This window comes from Pseudomonas reactans, assembly GCF_013387025.1.
Taxonomy (GTDB): domain Bacteria; phylum Pseudomonadota; class Gammaproteobacteria; order Pseudomonadales; family Pseudomonadaceae; genus Aquipseudomonas; species Aquipseudomonas reactans.
The window spans coordinates 23,893-39,581 of sequence record NZ_JACAQP010000001.1; the positions used below are offsets into that span (position 1 = coordinate 23,893).

Annotated in this window: 15 protein-coding genes; 8 read left to right on the forward strand and 7 right to left on the reverse strand. The window is 62.7% G+C overall.

Features of this window, described 5'->3' with window-relative positions:
• Positions 1 to 156 precede the first annotated feature (156 nt).
• On the forward strand, positions 157 to 1,206 hold the full coding sequence (locus HX793_RS00145; protein WP_177060867.1) for a LacI family DNA-binding transcriptional regulator: 1,050 nt from the start codon (positions 157 to 159) through the stop codon (positions 1,204 to 1,206).
• A gap of 183 nt (positions 1,207 to 1,389) precedes the next feature.
• Here HX793_RS00145 and HX793_RS00150 read toward each other — a convergent pair whose 3' ends face one another.
• Positions 1,390 to 3,351 (reverse strand): sigma-54 interaction domain-containing protein, encoded by a 1,962-nt coding sequence (locus tag HX793_RS00150; protein ID WP_177050538.1) that lies wholly within the window; start codon positions 3,349 to 3,351, stop codon positions 1,390 to 1,392.
• A 184-nt stretch (positions 3,352 to 3,535) separates the two neighbouring features.
• Between HX793_RS00150 and HX793_RS00155 the strand changes: the two genes are divergently transcribed.
• From HX793_RS00155 to HX793_RS00165, 3 genes are read left to right on the forward strand one after another with little or no spacing between them, the layout of a single operon-like run.
• A complete protein-coding gene (locus HX793_RS00155; RefSeq protein ID WP_177095344.1) occupies positions 3,536 to 4,540 on the forward strand; it encodes a Gfo/Idh/MocA family oxidoreductase in 1,005 nt (334 codons plus the stop codon).
• Positions 4,537 to 5,316 carry a TIM barrel protein gene (locus HX793_RS00160; RefSeq protein WP_177095346.1) on the forward strand — a complete coding sequence of 260 codons (780 nt, stop codon included), beginning with the start codon at positions 4,537 to 4,539 and terminating at the stop codon, positions 5,314 to 5,316. Before HX793_RS00155 ends, HX793_RS00160 begins: the two co-directional genes overlap by 4 nt.
• A gap of 19 nt (positions 5,317 to 5,335) precedes the next feature.
• On the forward strand, positions 5,336 to 6,262 hold the full coding sequence (locus HX793_RS00165; RefSeq protein WP_177060860.1) for a sugar ABC transporter substrate-binding protein: 927 nt from the start codon (positions 5,336 to 5,338) through the stop codon (positions 6,260 to 6,262).
• A 113-nt stretch (positions 6,263 to 6,375) separates the two neighbouring features.
• Here the strand turns inward: HX793_RS00165 and yghU are convergent, their stop codons facing one another.
• Genes yghU through HX793_RS00190 form a run of 5 tightly spaced genes read right to left on the reverse strand, consistent with a single transcriptional unit; the run spans position 6,376 to position 11,357 of the window.
• Positions 6,376 to 7,209, reverse strand: a complete 834-nt coding sequence (gene yghU / locus HX793_RS00170; RefSeq protein ID WP_177050541.1) for a glutathione-dependent disulfide-bond oxidoreductase — start codon at positions 7,207 to 7,209, stop codon at positions 6,376 to 6,378.
• A 33-nt stretch (positions 7,210 to 7,242) separates the two neighbouring features.
• Positions 7,243 to 8,343, reverse strand: a complete 1,101-nt coding sequence (locus HX793_RS00175) for an agmatine deiminase family protein (RefSeq protein WP_177095348.1) — start codon at positions 8,341 to 8,343, stop codon at positions 7,243 to 7,245.
• Positions 8,344 to 8,350: 7 nt separating this feature from the next.
• The gene (locus tag HX793_RS00180) at positions 8,351 to 9,433 is read right to left on the reverse strand and encodes an extracellular solute-binding protein (RefSeq protein ID WP_177095350.1); all 1,083 of its coding nucleotides are present in this window, start codon (positions 9,431 to 9,433) and stop codon (positions 8,351 to 8,353) included.
• Complete coding sequence (gene aguB / locus HX793_RS00185; protein WP_177095352.1) at positions 9,430 to 10,311, reverse strand: N-carbamoylputrescine amidase; 882 nt, start codon at positions 10,309 to 10,311, stop codon at positions 9,430 to 9,432. Before aguB ends, HX793_RS00180 begins: the two co-directional genes overlap by 4 nt.
• A complete protein-coding gene (locus HX793_RS00190) occupies positions 10,308 to 11,357 on the reverse strand; it encodes an agmatine deiminase family protein (protein ID WP_177095354.1) in 1,050 nt (349 codons plus the stop codon). Before HX793_RS00190 ends, aguB begins: the two co-directional genes overlap by 4 nt.
• 134 nt (positions 11,358 to 11,491) lie before the next feature.
• Between HX793_RS00190 and HX793_RS00195 the strand changes: the two genes are divergently transcribed.
• Genes HX793_RS00195 through HX793_RS00205 form a run of 3 tightly spaced genes read left to right on the forward strand, consistent with a single transcriptional unit; the run spans position 11,492 to position 13,515 of the window.
• The gene (locus HX793_RS00195; protein ID WP_177095357.1) at positions 11,492 to 12,358 is read left to right on the forward strand and encodes a LysR substrate-binding domain-containing protein; all 867 of its coding nucleotides are present in this window, start codon (positions 11,492 to 11,494) and stop codon (positions 12,356 to 12,358) included.
• Positions 12,355 to 12,888, forward strand: a complete 534-nt coding sequence (gene mug / locus HX793_RS00200; RefSeq protein WP_177095358.1) for a G/U mismatch-specific DNA glycosylase — start codon at positions 12,355 to 12,357, stop codon at positions 12,886 to 12,888. Before HX793_RS00195 ends, mug begins: the two co-directional genes overlap by 4 nt.
• Before the next feature lie 30 nt (positions 12,889 to 12,918).
• Complete coding sequence (locus HX793_RS00205; protein ID WP_016980149.1) at positions 12,919 to 13,515, forward strand: glutathione S-transferase; 597 nt, start codon at positions 12,919 to 12,921, stop codon at positions 13,513 to 13,515.
• A gap of 6 nt (positions 13,516 to 13,521) precedes the next feature.
• Here HX793_RS00205 and HX793_RS00210 read toward each other — a convergent pair whose 3' ends face one another.
• Positions 13,522 to 14,289 (reverse strand): SDR family NAD(P)-dependent oxidoreductase, encoded by a 768-nt coding sequence (locus HX793_RS00210; RefSeq protein ID WP_177095359.1) that lies wholly within the window; start codon positions 14,287 to 14,289, stop codon positions 13,522 to 13,524.
• 137 nt (positions 14,290 to 14,426) lie between these two features.
• Between HX793_RS00210 and HX793_RS00215 the strand changes: the two genes are divergently transcribed.
• Positions 14,427 to 15,575 (forward strand): aldose epimerase family protein, encoded by a 1,149-nt coding sequence (locus HX793_RS00215; protein WP_177095361.1) that lies wholly within the window; start codon positions 14,427 to 14,429, stop codon positions 15,573 to 15,575.
• Positions 15,576 to 15,689 lie beyond the last annotated feature (114 nt).

Consider the following 15,689-nt stretch of genomic DNA (forward strand, 5'->3'; position numbering starts at 1 on the left):
GTTCTCCGCAAGCGGGTGGTTTCAGGTGCTGTGTGAAACCCACGATAGAGAACGCCTAAATCACCCTCAAGGCCTTGAATCCATTCCCTATCAAGCTATCATCCAGGCCCAGCGGGGCTTGATAGTTTTCTATCAAGACGCTCAAAGGGGCCTGTCATGAACAACAATAAACGCCCAACCATCGCCACCGTCGCCGCCCAGGCGGGGCTCAGCGTGGCCACCGTCGACCGCGTGTTGAACGCACGTGCGCCGGTCAATCCCGAGACCGCCGAGCAGGTGTTCCAGGCGGCCGAAGCCGTGGGGTATTTCGCGGCGCGGTTGATCGGCCAGCGCATTCGCGAACGCCGGCCAACCTATCGTTTCGGCATCCTGTTGCTGGCCACCGCCCAGGCGTTCTATACCAGCCTGGCGCAAGCTATCAGCGCCGCCGCCGAGCAACATGCCGGTGCCAACCTGACCTGCCAGTTCGAGTACATCGTCGATCGCACGCCCGCCGCCATCGTCGCGCAGATCGAACAACTGGCCGTGCAATGCGATGGCCTCGCGGTGGTCAGCTTTGCCCATCCGCTGATCAACGCCTGCCTCAAGCAAATCCGCGAAGCCGGTGTGCCCGTGGTGGCCCTGCTCTCGGATATCCACGAACAGGCCGAAGAACCCTACGTCGGCCAGGACAACCATGTGGTCGGCCGCACCATGGGCTGGCTGCTCGCCCGCACCTGCGGCGCTCGCAAAGGCAGCGTGGGCATCCTGCTCGGCGGCCACCGTTTCCTCGGCCACCAGGCACGGGTCGAAGGCCTGCACAGCTACCTGGCCGAGCACGCGCCGGGGCTCAAACCGTTGGAACCGCTGATCAACCTGGACAACTGCGACATCACCGAAGAAGCCACCCTCGACCTGATCAGCCGCCACAGCGACCTGCGCGGATTATGCGTGGTGGGCGGCGGTGGCGACGGCATCATCAGCGCCTTGGCGCAGTTGCCCAAGCGGCCGGCGTTGTGTTGCATCCTGCAGGAGTCGACCGCGCTGTCACGTCAGGCGCTGGGCCAGGGGTTGATCGACGTGGTGATGGATTCGCAGCCGGGGCAGACAGCGACGGCGTTGGTGCGGTTGATGGTGGAGTTGCAGAGTGCAGAGGGGTTCGATCCTGTGCGACAGCGGGTGTATGTGCCGCCGCAGATTGTGACGTCCGAAAATAGGGGCATCTGAACGTGCCGCCTTCTTTTGTGGCGAGCGGGCTTGCCCCGCGTTGGGGCGCGAAGCGGCCCTAAAACCAGGCGCCTCAGTTTATCTGAACAAATGCGGTGATCTTATTGGGGCCGCTTCGCAGCCCAACGCGGGGCAAGCCCGCTCGCCACAACAAGCCTGCTCGCCGAAGGGGGTTCTTGACTCTCAGTTGCGACGGAAATCCCCGGCATTCAAGCCAAACCGACTCATCTTGTTGTACAGCCCACCCCGCGACACGTTGAGCTGCCGCGCAGCCAGACGGATGTTACCTCCGGTGCTGTTGAGCGCGGCGACGATGGCGTGCATTTCGTGGCTGCTCAGGTCCTGGGCAGGCGGCGCTTCGTGGGCGCGCAGCGGGGTGCGTTGGCGGCTTTCCAAAGGCAGATCCACCGGTTCGATCAGCGCTCCCATCGCCAGGTTGGTCGCCCGTTCGATGCTGTTCTCCAGCTCGCGCACATTGCCCGGCCAGCCATAGGCTGACAGCAGCGCCATCGCCTCCGGCGAAAAGCCCTGCACCGATTTACGCAACGAGCGCGCGCAGCGGGCGAGAAAGTGCCGCGCCAGCAGCGCAATGTCTTCACGGCGCATGCGCAGCGGCGGCACGGTCAGGTTCAGCACGTTGAGGCGGTAGTAGAGGTCTTCGCGAAACGCGCCTTCCGCGACCGCCTGGCTGAGGTTGCGGTGGGTGGCGGCGATGATACGCACGTTGACTTGCCGCGAGCTTTTCGCGCCCACGCGGGTGATTTCACCCTCCTGCAACACCCGCAGCAGGCTGACCTGGGCATCGAAGGACATGTCGCCAATCTCATCGAGAAAGATGGTGCCGCCATCCGCCAGTTCGAACTTGCCCGCAGAGCCGCCACGGCTGGCACCAGTGAACGCGCCTTCGACGTGGCCGAACAGCTCGCTTTGCACCAGGTCCCGTGGAATCGCGCCGCAGTTGACCGCCACAAACGGGCCGTTGCAGCGCTCGCTGCCATTGTGGATGGCCTGGGCGAACAGCTCCTTGCCGGTGCCGCTTTCGCCAAGGATCAGGGTGGTGGAATCACTGCGGCTGGCGATGCGCCCCAAATGCAGCGCGTCCTGGATCGCCCGCGAACTGCCCTGGATGGTGTCGAAGGTGTAGCTGGCCTGGGTGCCGATGAGTCGCCGGGTGATTTCGCGGATGCGGCGGTTCTCGCGCAGTGACACGATCACCCCGCCCTGCTCCAGCGGGCACACCGAGACCAGGCAGGCGAGTTGGCTGCGGTTGTGCAGGTGGAAGGTGCAGTCGAGGTCGCGCACGGGTTCGCCAAGGACGTCGTTCAGTTCGCTACGGCCCAGTTGCTGGAAAGGCCGCCCGATCAGCTCCAGCCCGACGCCAAACAGCTGCCGGGCATAGCGGTTGAGCGCCTTGATGCAGCCGCGCTCGTCCAGCACCACCAGGCCTTCGTTGAGCACTTCGAGGACCGTCTGCTGTTCTTCCAGCAGCCCTTGCAGGGCCATCTGCCGCGATACCGCGTCGGCCGCGGCCTGCACCGTGCCGAGGGTATGGAAGTGAAACCAGCCGGGCTCGGCGGTCAGCGTCAGCATGGCCACGGTCTGGCCCTGGGCATTCTTGATCGGCGCGGCGGCGCAATGCATGCGGCGCTGGCGCAGGCCGATGCCGAAGTTCTCCTCGGCCAGCACGTACACCAGGTGATCCTCGGCCAGCGCCAAGCCGGTGCAGTTGGTGCCTTGCACCGATTCCAGCAGGCGACTGCCCACGGGGGTGATGTCCAGCCCACAGAAATACAGAGTGGTGCCGTCGGCATCGGTGAGGTTGATATGACCGCGCGGGTTGTAGGCCAGCAAGCCATGCATGACCTGCGCGGCGGCCTCGATCAGCACCCGGTGTGCGGCCTGGGTGGCCGCCAGCGTGTCGGCGGCGACGAAGCGGTACGCGTTGTCGGCCGGGTCGATACCGGCCTGGACGCTGCGCCGCCAAGAATCCCAGATCACTTGGCGCACGTGCGTCGGGCGTTCGACCTGGCCGGCCAGGCAGTCGCGCCAGGCCTGTTCCAGTGCAGCGACCGGGCCATCATTCAGCGCGGCAGGCCCCAGGGCCGTGAGGTAGTCGAGGTCTTGCACGCTGAACGCCATGCTCATTGGGCGGTATCCATGTTCATGTTTTTGACATGTCAGTATAGGCATGTCATCAAAATGAACACTTTTTGTTTATACATAATTATTAATCGTTATTTATCAACACGTTAAAAAATGGCACACGCCTTGCTCTGACCCCTTTGCCATCAGGATCGTCCTGCGGCCAATAACAACAAGGGGTTATTTCATGAGTACACAGAACATCCGCCTGGGCTTGATCGGTGCCGGCCGCATGGGCAGCTTCCACGGCCTGACCGCCGCGCGGCATATCCCCGGCGCCAGCCTGGCAGCGATTGCGGACCCGACGCCAGGCCAGGCCGCCCGCCTCGCCGCTGAACTAGGCGTGAGCAAGGTCTACACCGACCCGCAGCAGTTGCTCGACGACCCGGACATCGACGGCGTGCTGATCGCCGCCCCCGCCCGCAGCCACGCAGAGCTGGTGATCAGCGCCGCCCGCGCCGGCAAGGGCATCTTCTGCGAAAAACCCATGGCCATCACCCTCGATGAAGCCGACCGCGCCATCGCTGCCGCGGCCGATGCGCGAGTGCCGCTGCAAGTCGGGTTCAACCGGCGCTTCGCCAAAAGCTTTCGCACCGCGCACCTCGACGTCGCCGCCGGCCGCATCGGCACCCCGCAGCTGCTGCGCTCGCTGACCCGCGACCCGGCACTGAACAACCCGGCCAAGTCGCCGCAATGGGTGATCTTCCTGGAAACCCTGATCCACGACTTCGACACCCTGCGCTACCTCAACCCTGGCGCCGAGGCGGTGCAGGTCTACGTGATGGCCGACGCATTGATCGCGCCCGAATACAAAAGCAAAGGCTTCCTCGACACTGCCGTGGTCGCGATCCGCTTCAACAACGGCGCCATTGCCACCGCCGAGGCCAACTTCCAGGCTGTGTATGGCTACGACGTGCGCGGCGAAGTGTTCGGCAGCGCCGGCATGCTGAGCATGGGCAGCCTCAACGATTGCGACCTGGTGCGCTACCTGGCCCAGGGCATCCAGGCCGACACCCAGCGGCTGGACACCGACCTGTTGCGCGACGCCTATATCGCCGAGCTCAACCACTTCGTCGACTGCCTGCGCAGCGGCGCCAAACCCCTGGCCAGCGGTGAAGACGCGCGCGCGGCATTGGCGATTGCCCGCGCCTGCATCGAGTCGTTCGAAACCGGCAAGGCGGTGGCCGTATGAGCCCCATCAAGCTGGCCGTCAGCGCGGAGATGGTGTTTCTCGACCTGCCCTTCATCGAACGCGTGAAGCGTATTCATGCGCTGGGCTTCAGTGCCGAAATCTGGAACTGGACAAACAAGGACATCGCCGCACTGGCCGCTACTGGTGCCGACTTCACCTCCATGACCGGCTACATCAGCGGCACCCTCACCGACCCCGACGGCATCCGCCAACTGCTCGACAGCGCCCGCGAATCCTTAGGGGTGGCCGAGCAATTGAATTGCCCCAGCCTCAACCTGCACGGCACCGGCCTGGGTGACGGCGGCCTGCCCGTGCAGCCCGTGAGCCAGACCACCGGCCGCATGTGGCTGAGTGCCTGCAAGACCCTGGAAAAAATCGCCCGCTTGGGGGAAGACGCCGGCCGGGTGTTCCTGCTGGAAAACCTCAACACAGAAGTTGACCACCCCGGCACGCCCTTCGCCCGCGCCGACGATACCCTGGCGCTGATCGAGGCCGTGGGCAGCCCGTACCTGAAGATGAATTTGGACCTGTACCACGCGCAGATCGGCGAAGGAAACCTGATCGAACTGATCCAGCGCGCGGGCAGCGCTATCGGTGAAATCCAGGTGGCCGACGTGCCGGGACGCAAGGAGCCCGGCACCGGTGAAATCCACTATCCGGCCATTGCCAGGGCCTTGCACGCCATGGGCTACAGCGGCGTGGTCGGCCTGGAAGGCTGGGCCAGCGGCGACAGCGAGTTGGCCCTGGCGCGTTTCCGCCAGGCGTTCACCCTATAACAATAAAAGGATCACCCTTATGAATCGCTATTCGTTGTTTGCTGCCACCTTGTTGCTGCTGTTCAGCCAATGGACCTTCGCGGCTTATCGCATCGGCGTGAGCATTGCCCGGGTCGACGACAACTTCATGACCTACGTGCGCACCGGCCTGGAAGCGGCCGCCCAGCAGCAGGATGTGCAGATCCAGTTCGAAGACGCCCAGGGCGACGTGGTTCGCCAGCTTAATCAGGTCGAGGGCTTTCTCAACCAGAAGGTCGACGCGGTGATCGTGCTGCCGGTGGACACCGCCGCCACCGCCAACATGACCCGCGCCGCCGTGGCGGCCAAGACGCCGCTGGTATACGTCAACCGCCATCCGGACGAGCGCACCTTGCCCAAGGGCGTGGTCACCGTGGCTTCCAACGACATCGAGGCCGGGCAATTGCAGATGCGCTACTTGGCGGAAAAACTCGGCGGCAAGGGCAATGTGGCGATCATCATGGGCGACCTTGCACAGAACGCCACCCATGACCGCACCGAGGGCGCCAAACAGGTGCTCAAGGACTTTCCCGGAATCAAGGTGGTCGAGCAGCAAAGCGCCGAATGGCAACGCAGCAAGGGCATGGACCTGACCAGCAACTGGCTGCTGGCGGGCACGCAGTTCGATGCCATCGTGGCCAATAACGATGAAATGGCGATTGGCGCGGCCATGGCTTTGCAGCAGGCGGGAAAAACCAAGGGTGACGTGGCGATTGTGGGTATCGATGGCTTGCCCGATGGGCTGGCGGCGATCAAGCGGGGGTTGCTGACGGCGTCGGTGTTCCAGGACCCGAAAGCCCAGGCAACCCAGGCAGTGCAGGCGGCGGTGCTAATGATCAAGGGCGAGGCGATTGAGCCGGAGGTGTGGGTGCCGTTTGAACTGATCAAGCCGGAGCAGGTGGCGGTGTTTGAGCAGCGCTACAAGTAGACAGACACACAACGTTCCCAATGTGGGAGCTGGCTTGCCTGCGATAGCGGTGGGCCAGCCAGCGACACATTGCCTGTCAGACCGCTATCGCAGGCAAGCCAGCTCCCACCTTTTTAGTCCAAGTCGCTGGCGTCATGCCGCTCGGCCAATTGCTCATGAGGCTCACCGGACACCCGATTCACCCGCCGCCCGCGCTGCACCGCTGGCCGCGCTTCGATGGCGTCTGCCCAGCGCAACACGTGTTTGTACTCATGCACCGACAAAAACTGCGCCGCGCCATACAAACGGCCTTTGACCAACCCGCCATACCACGGCCAGATCGCGATGTCGGCGATGGTGTATTCATCACCCGCAATGTATTCGCTCACCGCCAGGCGCTGGTCGAGTACGTCTAGCTGACGTTTGGTTTCCATGGCGAAGCGGTTGATCGCGTACTCCATCTTGCTCGGCGCATAGGCATAAAAATGCCCGAAGCCACCGCCCAGGTACGGCGCGCTGCCCATCTGCCAGAACAGCCACGACAGGCATTCGGCACGGGCCGCAGGCTCGGTGGGGAAGAACGCGCCGAACTTCTCGGCCAGGTACTGCAGGATCGCGCCCGACTCGAACACCCGAATCGGCGTGGCGCCGCTGCGGTCCAGCAGAGCCGGGATCTTCGAGTTGGGGTTCACCCCTACAAAGCCGCTGCCGAACTGGTCGCCGTCGCCGATCTTGATCAGCCAGGCGTCATATTCCGCACCGCTATGACCCAGCGCCAGCAACTCCTCCAGCAGGATCGTGACTTTCTGGCCATTAGGCGTGGCCAGGGAATACAGCTGCAGCGGGTGCTTGCCTACCGGCAGTTCCTTGTCATGGGTCGCACCGGCAATCGGGCGATTGATGCTGGCGAAGGTGCCGCCATTTTCGGTGTCCCAGGTCCACACGTTCGGGGGTACATAATCGGTCATGCTGACGGCTCCAGAGGCGTTTGCGATCCCAGACTAAACCAAAGGTTGATGACTCGTCACACAGTGAATGCCACCGCCCCCCGCTGCAATCGCATCGATATTCAGTGCGACCACCTTACGGTCCGGGTAGAGCCGGGCCAGCAGGTCCAGCGCCTTGCGGTCCGCCACCGGGTCGCCGAACTCCGGGGCGATCACCGCACCGTTTATCACGAAGTAATTGATGTAGCCCGCCGCGAAATCCGGATTGCCCTTGCTGAACTTGCTTTTACGCGGGTTGAGCGGCGGCGACACCGTGTGCACCTGTAAAGGCCGGCCGTCAGCATCAGTAGCCTTTTTGAGGATTTCCAGGTGCGCCAGGGTGACCTTGTGATCATAGGATTCAGGGTCGGTATCGAGGTTGGCCAGCACCACGCCAGGCGCGACGAAACGCGCGTAGAAATCGACATGGGCATCGGTGATGTCTTTGCCCTTGATGCCCGGCAGCCAGATGATCTTGCGCAGGCCCAGGCGTTCCTTGAGTTCGGCCTCGACCTCGGCCTTGCTCCAGTCCGGGTTGCGATTGCGGTTGATCCAGCTGCTTTCGGTCATGATGCCGGTGCCCAGGCCGTCAACCTCAATCCCGCCGCCCTCGCCCACCAGTTCGCTGCGGATAGGCCGGGCGCCGGTTTCCTCGGCGATCTGGGCCGCCAGTAGCGCATCATCGTCGTGCTGCTGTTTGTTGCCCCAGCCATTGAAGTTGAAGTCCACCGCGCCCAAGCCGCCGCTGCCGTCGATGACGAAATTGGCGCCGGTGTCACGCATCCAGATGTCATCCAGCGCGGTTTCCACGAAGGTGATGTTGCGGGTGCCACAGTGTTTTTCAGCAAGATGGCGTTCGTCTTCACGGCAGAACACGGTGACCGGCTCGTAATCCGCAATCGCCCTGGCGATACGGCCGAGGGCGGCTTGTACATCGGCGGTGAAGTCTTCCCAGATGGCGTCCTGGGCACCAAAGGCAATAAAGGCCTGGCGGTGTTTTTCGCCCTCGTCGGGCATGTAGAAGCGACCGCTCGCGACGGCGCGCAGGTGCGGGGCGATCAAGGTCATGGCGCAGACCACACTGGCTTGTTTGATGAAGGTGCGACGGGTTGGCATGAAATACTCACTTCACAGTAGCTGTCTTGAATTTAGTCCATACACGCATCCGTGCGCGCATATCGGCCTGGGAGATGTCCTTGCCGGCAATCAACCGTTCGAAGGTGGCCGCGTCGGGGTAGATGTCCGGGTTATCGCGCATACTCGCCTCCACGTCCGGCCGCGCCTTGGCATTCGCGGTGGGGTAGCCGGTGAGGTTGGTGATGGCCGCCATGTTTTGCGGGCGCATCACGAAGTTGATGAAAGCGTAGGCGTATTCCGGGTGTTGGGCGTCGACCGGGATGGCCATGGTGTCCATCCACACCGTGGTGCCTTCACGGGGGATGTGATAGCCGAAGGTCACCGCTTTGCCGGCGGCATCGGCGGCGCGTTGGGCCTGGGTCATGTCGCCGCTGTAGCCGAGGGACAGGCACAGGTTGCCATTGACCAGGTCGGTCACTGGTTGCGACTGGAACTTGCGGATGTACGGCCGCACCTTGAGCAGCAGTTCACTGGCCGCCGCCAAGTCTTCACGCTTGGCGCTGCGCGGGTCGCGGCCCAGGTAGTTGAGCACCACGGCTAGGACTTCGTCCGGAGAGTCGATCAGCGAGATGCCGCAATCGGCGAATTTGGCCGCGTTCTCCGGCTTGAACAGCAGGTCGAGGCTGTTGACCGGCGCATTCGGCATGCGTTGCTGGATCTGCTGGGTGTTGTAGGTCAGGCCGATGGTGCCCCAGGTATAGGGCACCGTGGCTTTGTTCGAGTTGACGTAATGGGTGCGCAGTTTCTGCAGGCCCGGCTCGATGTCGCTCATGGCGTCGAGCTTGGCGGAGTCCAGTGCTTGCAGGCTGCCGGCGCGCATCAGGCGTTCGGCCACAGTATCGCCGGGGAAGATCAGGTCGTAGCCGCTGCCGCCGGCCATCAACTTGGCTTCCAGGGTTTCACTGCCATCCATCACGTCGTAGATCACCCGGATACCGGTCTCGGCGGTGAATTTGGACAGGGTGTCGGCGGCGAAATAGTCAGCCCAGTTGTAGAGCTTGAGGGTTTTGTCCTCTGCCGAGGCGTAGACACTCGTCATGATCAGCGCACAAATCAATAGCCGCTTCATGATGGACGCCCATCCAGGGTCAGCAGGCCGCTGTACATCTCCGGGCGACGGTCGCGATAGATGCCCCAGGTCAGGCGGTCTTCGCGCATGGCGGACAGGTCGAGGCTGCGCAGCAGCACGCCAGTGGCGTCGCGATCCGCTTCGGCCAGCAGCTTGCCCTTGTGGTCGCAGATGAACGATGAGCCGTAGAAGTCCATTTGCAGACTCGGGTCGGTGGTCGCCACTTCACGTCCGACGCGATTGGCCGCCACCACCGGCAACAGGTTCGCCGCCGCGTGACCACGCATGGTCATCTGCCAATGGTCCCGTGAGTCGAGCGTGGCACAGCCGGGTTCCGAGCCGATGGCGGTGGGGAACAGCAGCACTTCGGCACCTTGCAACGCCAGGCAGCGCGCGGTCTCCGGGAACCACTGGTCCCAGCAGATGCCCACGCCCAAGCGCCCGAAGGCCGTCTCCCAGACGCGAAAACCTGTGTCGCCGGGGCTGAAATATTCCTTCTCCTGATAGCCGATGGCATTCGGGATATGGGTCTTGCGGTACACGCCGAGCAAGCGCCCGTCGGCATCCGCCACGCTGAGGGAATTGAAGAATGCGTTGCCGGCCTTTTCGAACCAACTCAGCGGCAATACCACGCCCAACTCCTTGGCCAGTGCGGCGAAGCGGTTGAGCACAGTGCTGTGTTGATATTCCTCGGCCAGCGCCAAGTGCTTATGGTGCTGCTCGATGCAGAAATACGGCGTGGCGAACAGCTCCTGCAACAGGATCACCTGGGCGCCCTGCTTCGCCGCGTCTCGCACCAGCTGCTCAGCACGGTCGAGGTTGCCAGGCAGGTCCCAGGTGCAGGGCATTTGGGTGGTGGCAATCGTCAGATTACTCATGGCTTCACCCAGGCTGGCTGTTGCTGGGTAATGCAGTGCACGCCGCCGCCGCCATGGGCCAGATGGTTGATCTGCACCGGTACGATCTCGCGACCGGGGAATGCCCGGGCCAGGACTTCGGCCGCGATCTGATCCGCCGCAATGCCATAGGCCGGCATGATGATTGCGCCGTTGGCAATGTAGAAGTTGGTGTAGGAGGCGCAGAACACCTCGGCGTCGGTGTCGACCGCATCCGTGGCTTCATACAGCTCGATCAGCTCGAAACGGCGGCCTTGGGCGTCGGTGGAAAGCTCCAGGGCGCGGCGGTTTTCCCGTACGACTTCGGCGTAAACAGAACGTTGATCGTGAGTCGCATCGACCAGCAACACCCCAGGGCGGGCAAATGCGCAGACGCCATCAACATGGCCGTCAGTCATGTCGCCCGTGACGTAGTCCGGGTCGCCGGGCAACCAAATGGTCTTCTTGATACCCAGCAGGCGCGTGAAGATGGCTTCCATCTCGGCCTTGCTCACGCCGGGGTTGCGGTTGGGGTTGAGCAGCACCGATTCGGTGGTGATCAGCGTGCCCTCGCCGTCCACATGGATCGCGCCGCCTTCATTGCTCAGGGGCGTGCCGAAACATTCCAGCCCCAGGTGATTGAGCACCCGACGTGCCAGGCTTTCGTCCAGATCATGGGCCGACTTGCCGCCCCAGGCATTGAAGCGCCAGCTCACACCGGCCGTGCCCAGCTGCGGATGGCAGACAAAGGTCGGGCCGGAATCGCGGCACCAGCTGTCGTTGACGGCCTGTTCGATCAGCTCGATGCCCGGCCCGCACAGCGCCTTGGCGCCCGCCACGGCAGACGGATCAACCAGCATTTTCACCGGCTCGAAGCGTGCGATCGCATTGGCTACCCGCGCAAAATCCTGCTGCACGTGCGCCAGGGTCACGCCCCACGTGGTTTCCCACAAGGCCCGATTGTGCGGCCAGACCATCCACGTCGCCGCATGCCGGGCCCACTCCGCAGGCATCCACCAACCATTGCTTTGCATTGCATTCTGCTGCATGACAAGTACCCTTCAGTTAAGTCATTGTGTTCAGTGAAAACTGCCCACGGAGTCTTGGCACACATGCTATGGCGGCTTGCAAAGCCGGACAAACGATGGATTTTGTAGAAAACTGATTAGAGGAACTTATCAGCATGCTCAACCACTGGCCGCCCCTCGGCACCCTGCGCGGCTTTGAAGCTGCGGCGCGACTGGGCAGTTTCCACAAGGCCGCCGAAGAACTGCACCTGACCCAATCGGCGATCAGCCAGCAGATCCGCAGCCTGGAGGCGTACCTGGAACAGCCGCTGTTTTTTCGCAGCGGCCGCAGCGTGGCCCTGACCGACGCGGGGCATGACTTCCTCAGCACCACCCAGGCGTTGCTGCAGCAACTGGCGGTGGGCTTGCGGCGCCTGGGGCAATACCGCAAGCCCAATCAACTGGTGCTCAACACCACGCCGACCTTTGCCCGGCACTGGCTGTTGCCACGGCTCGCGGATTTCCGCCGGCAACACCCGGAAGTCGACCTGTGGATCTTCAGCACCAACGAAGTGCCCGACATGGCCAGCCAGACCATCGACCTGGCCGTGCGCGACGACATCAGCTCCCAGGCCGAATGCAGCTTCAAGGTGCTGCACGCCGACCGGCTGTTTCCCGCCTGCCACCCACGGCTGTTGAAGCTGCCCCTGGCACAACGCACCACCCTGCACGGCGAACGGGAAATGGACTGGAGCCATTGGGCGGTGGAGGCCGGGATTGATGTGGGGCAGCAGGACCAGGGCCTGAATTTCTCCGACCCCGGCCTGTTGCTCGACGCCGTGTGTACCGGCCTGGGAATTGGCTTGGTCAGCCAGTTACTGAGCCGCCAGGCGCAAGAAGACGGGTTGCTTACGCCGCTGGTCGACGCGACGATTCGCGGGCCGAGCTGGGCGCTGCTGACTCATCGCGACAGCGAGCACGACCCGCTGGCGCGCAGTTTCACGGCGTGGTTGCTGAGCCACTTGCAGGTAGAGCCGACATGAACGACCGCCTCGAAGACATCCTGGCCGATCACCTGAATGTGGTGTTCTGCGGCATCAACCCCGGCAAAGGCTCCGCCGCCCTGGGCCTGCACTTCGCCAATCGCAGCAACCGTTTCTGGCGCACCTTGCACCTGGCCGGTTTCACGCCCCATGAGCTACGTCCCGAGGACGGCCCCACACTGGCGCACTATGGCTGCGGCCTGACCACGGTCGTGGAACGGCCTACAGCCAGCGCCGGCGAGTTGGCCCGGCATGAGTTCACGGATGCCGCCGCGGCGTTTGAACAGAAGATCCGACGCTATCAGCCACGCTTCGTGGCCTTTCTCGGCAAGGCCGGTTACAGCGCGTTGTCGGGCCAGCGCAAGATTGGCTGGGGGTTGCAACCGCAGCGGCTCGGCGGTGCTTCGGTGTGGGTGTTGCCTAATCCCAGTGGACGCAACCTGGCGTTCAACCTGGAACAACTGGTGGTCGCCTATCAGCAATTACGGCGGGCCATTGCGCAGGCCGATCCTGAGCCCTTACTCTCTTGAGCCCATCACGTGGTAAGCAATGGAGGCTTCATGAAACTGATCGGCATGCTGGACTCGCCTTACGTAAGACGCGTGGCGATTTCCCTGGACCTGTACGGGGTGGATTTTGTGCATGAACCGCTGTCGGTATTCCGCAGCTTCGACGCGTTCGCCCAGATCAACCCGGTCGTGAAGGCTCCGACCCTGGTGCTGGACGATGGCACGGTGCTGATGGACTCCAGCCTGATCCTGGACTACCTGGAAACCCTGGCCCCGGCGAACAAAAAGCTGCTCGCGCAGCAACCCGCCGCACGCGCCCGGGACCTGCACATCCTTGGCCTGGCCTTGGCAGCTTGCGAAAAAAGCGTGCAGATTGTCTACGAGCACAACTTGCGCCCGGCTGAAAAGCAGCATGCGCCGTGGCTTGACCGGGTCAGCGGGCAGTTGCTCGCTGCTTATTCGCTGCTGGAAAAACAACTGCCTGACAGTGAGGTGCTGACCCAGGCGTCGATTACAGCGGCGGTGGCCTGGTCGTTCAGCCAATTCACTGTGGCGTCGGTGGTCAAGGCGGATGCGTTTCCCAACCTGAGACGCCACGCCGAGCGGCTGGAACAGCATCCTGCCTTCAAGAAATACCCGATCGAGTAAGCGGACCTACACCCAACCGCCATCCACAATAAAGTTCTGCGCCGAACACATCGCCGAGGCATCGGAGGCAAGAAACAACGCCATATTCGCGATGTGTTCCGGCAGCACGCTGCCCGGCAGGCACTGGCTGCGACTGATCAATTCCTTGGCCGCATCGTCGACCCACATCGCCAGTTGTTTTTCCGTCATCACCCAACCCGGCACCAGCGTATTCACGCGGATCTGGCTCGGCCCCAGCTCCCGGGCCAGGGCGCGGGTCATGCCGTGGGCGGCGGCTTTGCTGGCGGCGTACACCGGGTAGCCGGCGGACGCCATCATCCAGCCGACGGAGCCTAGGTTGATGATCGCCCCGCCGCCCGCGCTTTTCATCATCGGCACCACGGCCTTGGCGGCAAAAAAGGCGTGCTTGAGGTTGACGGAGATCAGCCGGTCGAACATTTCCGAGTCGACTTCGTCCAAGCTGTGACGCACGTCATTGGCGGCGTTGTTCACCAGCACCGTGATCGGTCCCAGGGAGTGTTCGAAGCGTGTGATGGCGGCCTTGTAGGCGATCTCGTCGGTGATGTCGCAGTTCACGAATTCCACCGTGTGCCCGCGCGAACTCAGCAACGCTGCCAGGCGTTCGCCCTGGCTTTGCGCGCGGTCGACAAAGCCGACCTTGGCACCCTGGGCGGCGAAGGCGCGCACCATGAATTCGCCAATGCCCGAGGCGCCTCCAGAGATCAGGACCGTCTTGCCTTCGAGGTCGGGGTAAACAGCGTGCTGGGTCGTCATGAAAGCTTGCCTCGCTTAATTAGTCTTATTTTATTTTGCAAAAATGGCGTTAAAGGCTATAAATTCGCTGCTCTATCGACAAAATATCGCACATTAGTAGAACTATTCCACTCAAAACAACAAAAGGAAGTTCGATCATGAAGCACCCTCGATACCTGCTGTCGGGCCTGGCGATGTCCATGCTGATCGCCAGCGGCGGCACCCAGGCCGCAGGCCTCACCAGCGAACACAAACCCTTCGGTAAAACCAACGACGGCACCGCCGTCGAACAGTACATCCTGCGCAACAGCCACGGCATGCAAGCCACGGTGATCACCTATGGCGGCGTGCTGCAGTCGCTCAAGGTGCCGGACAAACACGGCAAGGTCGAGGACGTGGTGCTGGGCTTCGACGACGTGCAGGGCTATCAAAGCGGCACTGCATTCTTCGGCGCGACCATCGGGCGCTTCGGCAATCGCCTGGCCGGCGGCGCCTTTGAGCTCGACGGCAAACGCTACCAGGTGCCGCTCAACGACGGCCCCAATTCGCTGCACGGCGGCGCCCAGGGCTTCGACAAACACGTATGGAAAGCCACGCCCGTCAAGGCCAAGGACTCGGTGGGCGTGACCCTCACCTACCTGTCCAAGGACGGTGAAATGGGCTTCCCCGGCAACCTGAAGACCGAAGTCACCTACCGCCTCAACGACAACAATGAACTGCACATCGACTACAAGGCCACCACCGACAAACCCACGGTGCTCAACCTCACCAACCACAGCTACTTCAACCTGGCGGGCGCGGGCAATGGCGACATTCTCAAGCAAATCGCAACCTTGCACGCCAGCCATTACACGCCGGTGAATGCCACCTTGATCCCTACCGGCGAACTGGCACCTGTCAAGGACACGCCGATGGACTTCCTGAAACCCACGCCGATCGGCCAGCACATCAAGGACGATCACCCGCAGCTCAAGTTTGCCGAGCCGAAACAGGGTGGGTTTGACTTCAACTGGGCGCTGGATAACAAAGGTGATGTGAAACAGCTTGCGGCCGAGGTGCATGATCCTGAGTCGGGGCGGCGCTTGCAGTTGTTCACCACGGAGCCTGGGGTGCAGTTTTATACCAGCAACTTCCTGGACGGGTCGGTGAAGGGCAAGGCTGGGAAGACCTATCAGCACTGGAGCGGGTTTACGTTGGAGACCCAGCATTTTCCGGATGCGCCTAATCAGCCTAACTTTGCCTCGACCCGCCTGAACCCAGGGCAGACCTACACCCAGAACACCGTCTTCAAATTCTCCACCGATTAAACCTGTGGGAGCTGGCTTGCCTGCGATAGCGGTGAGCCAGCCGATAAATCCTGGACTGACCCACCGCTATCGCAGGCAAGCCAGCTCCCACATTTGGATCTTCACATGGCAAGG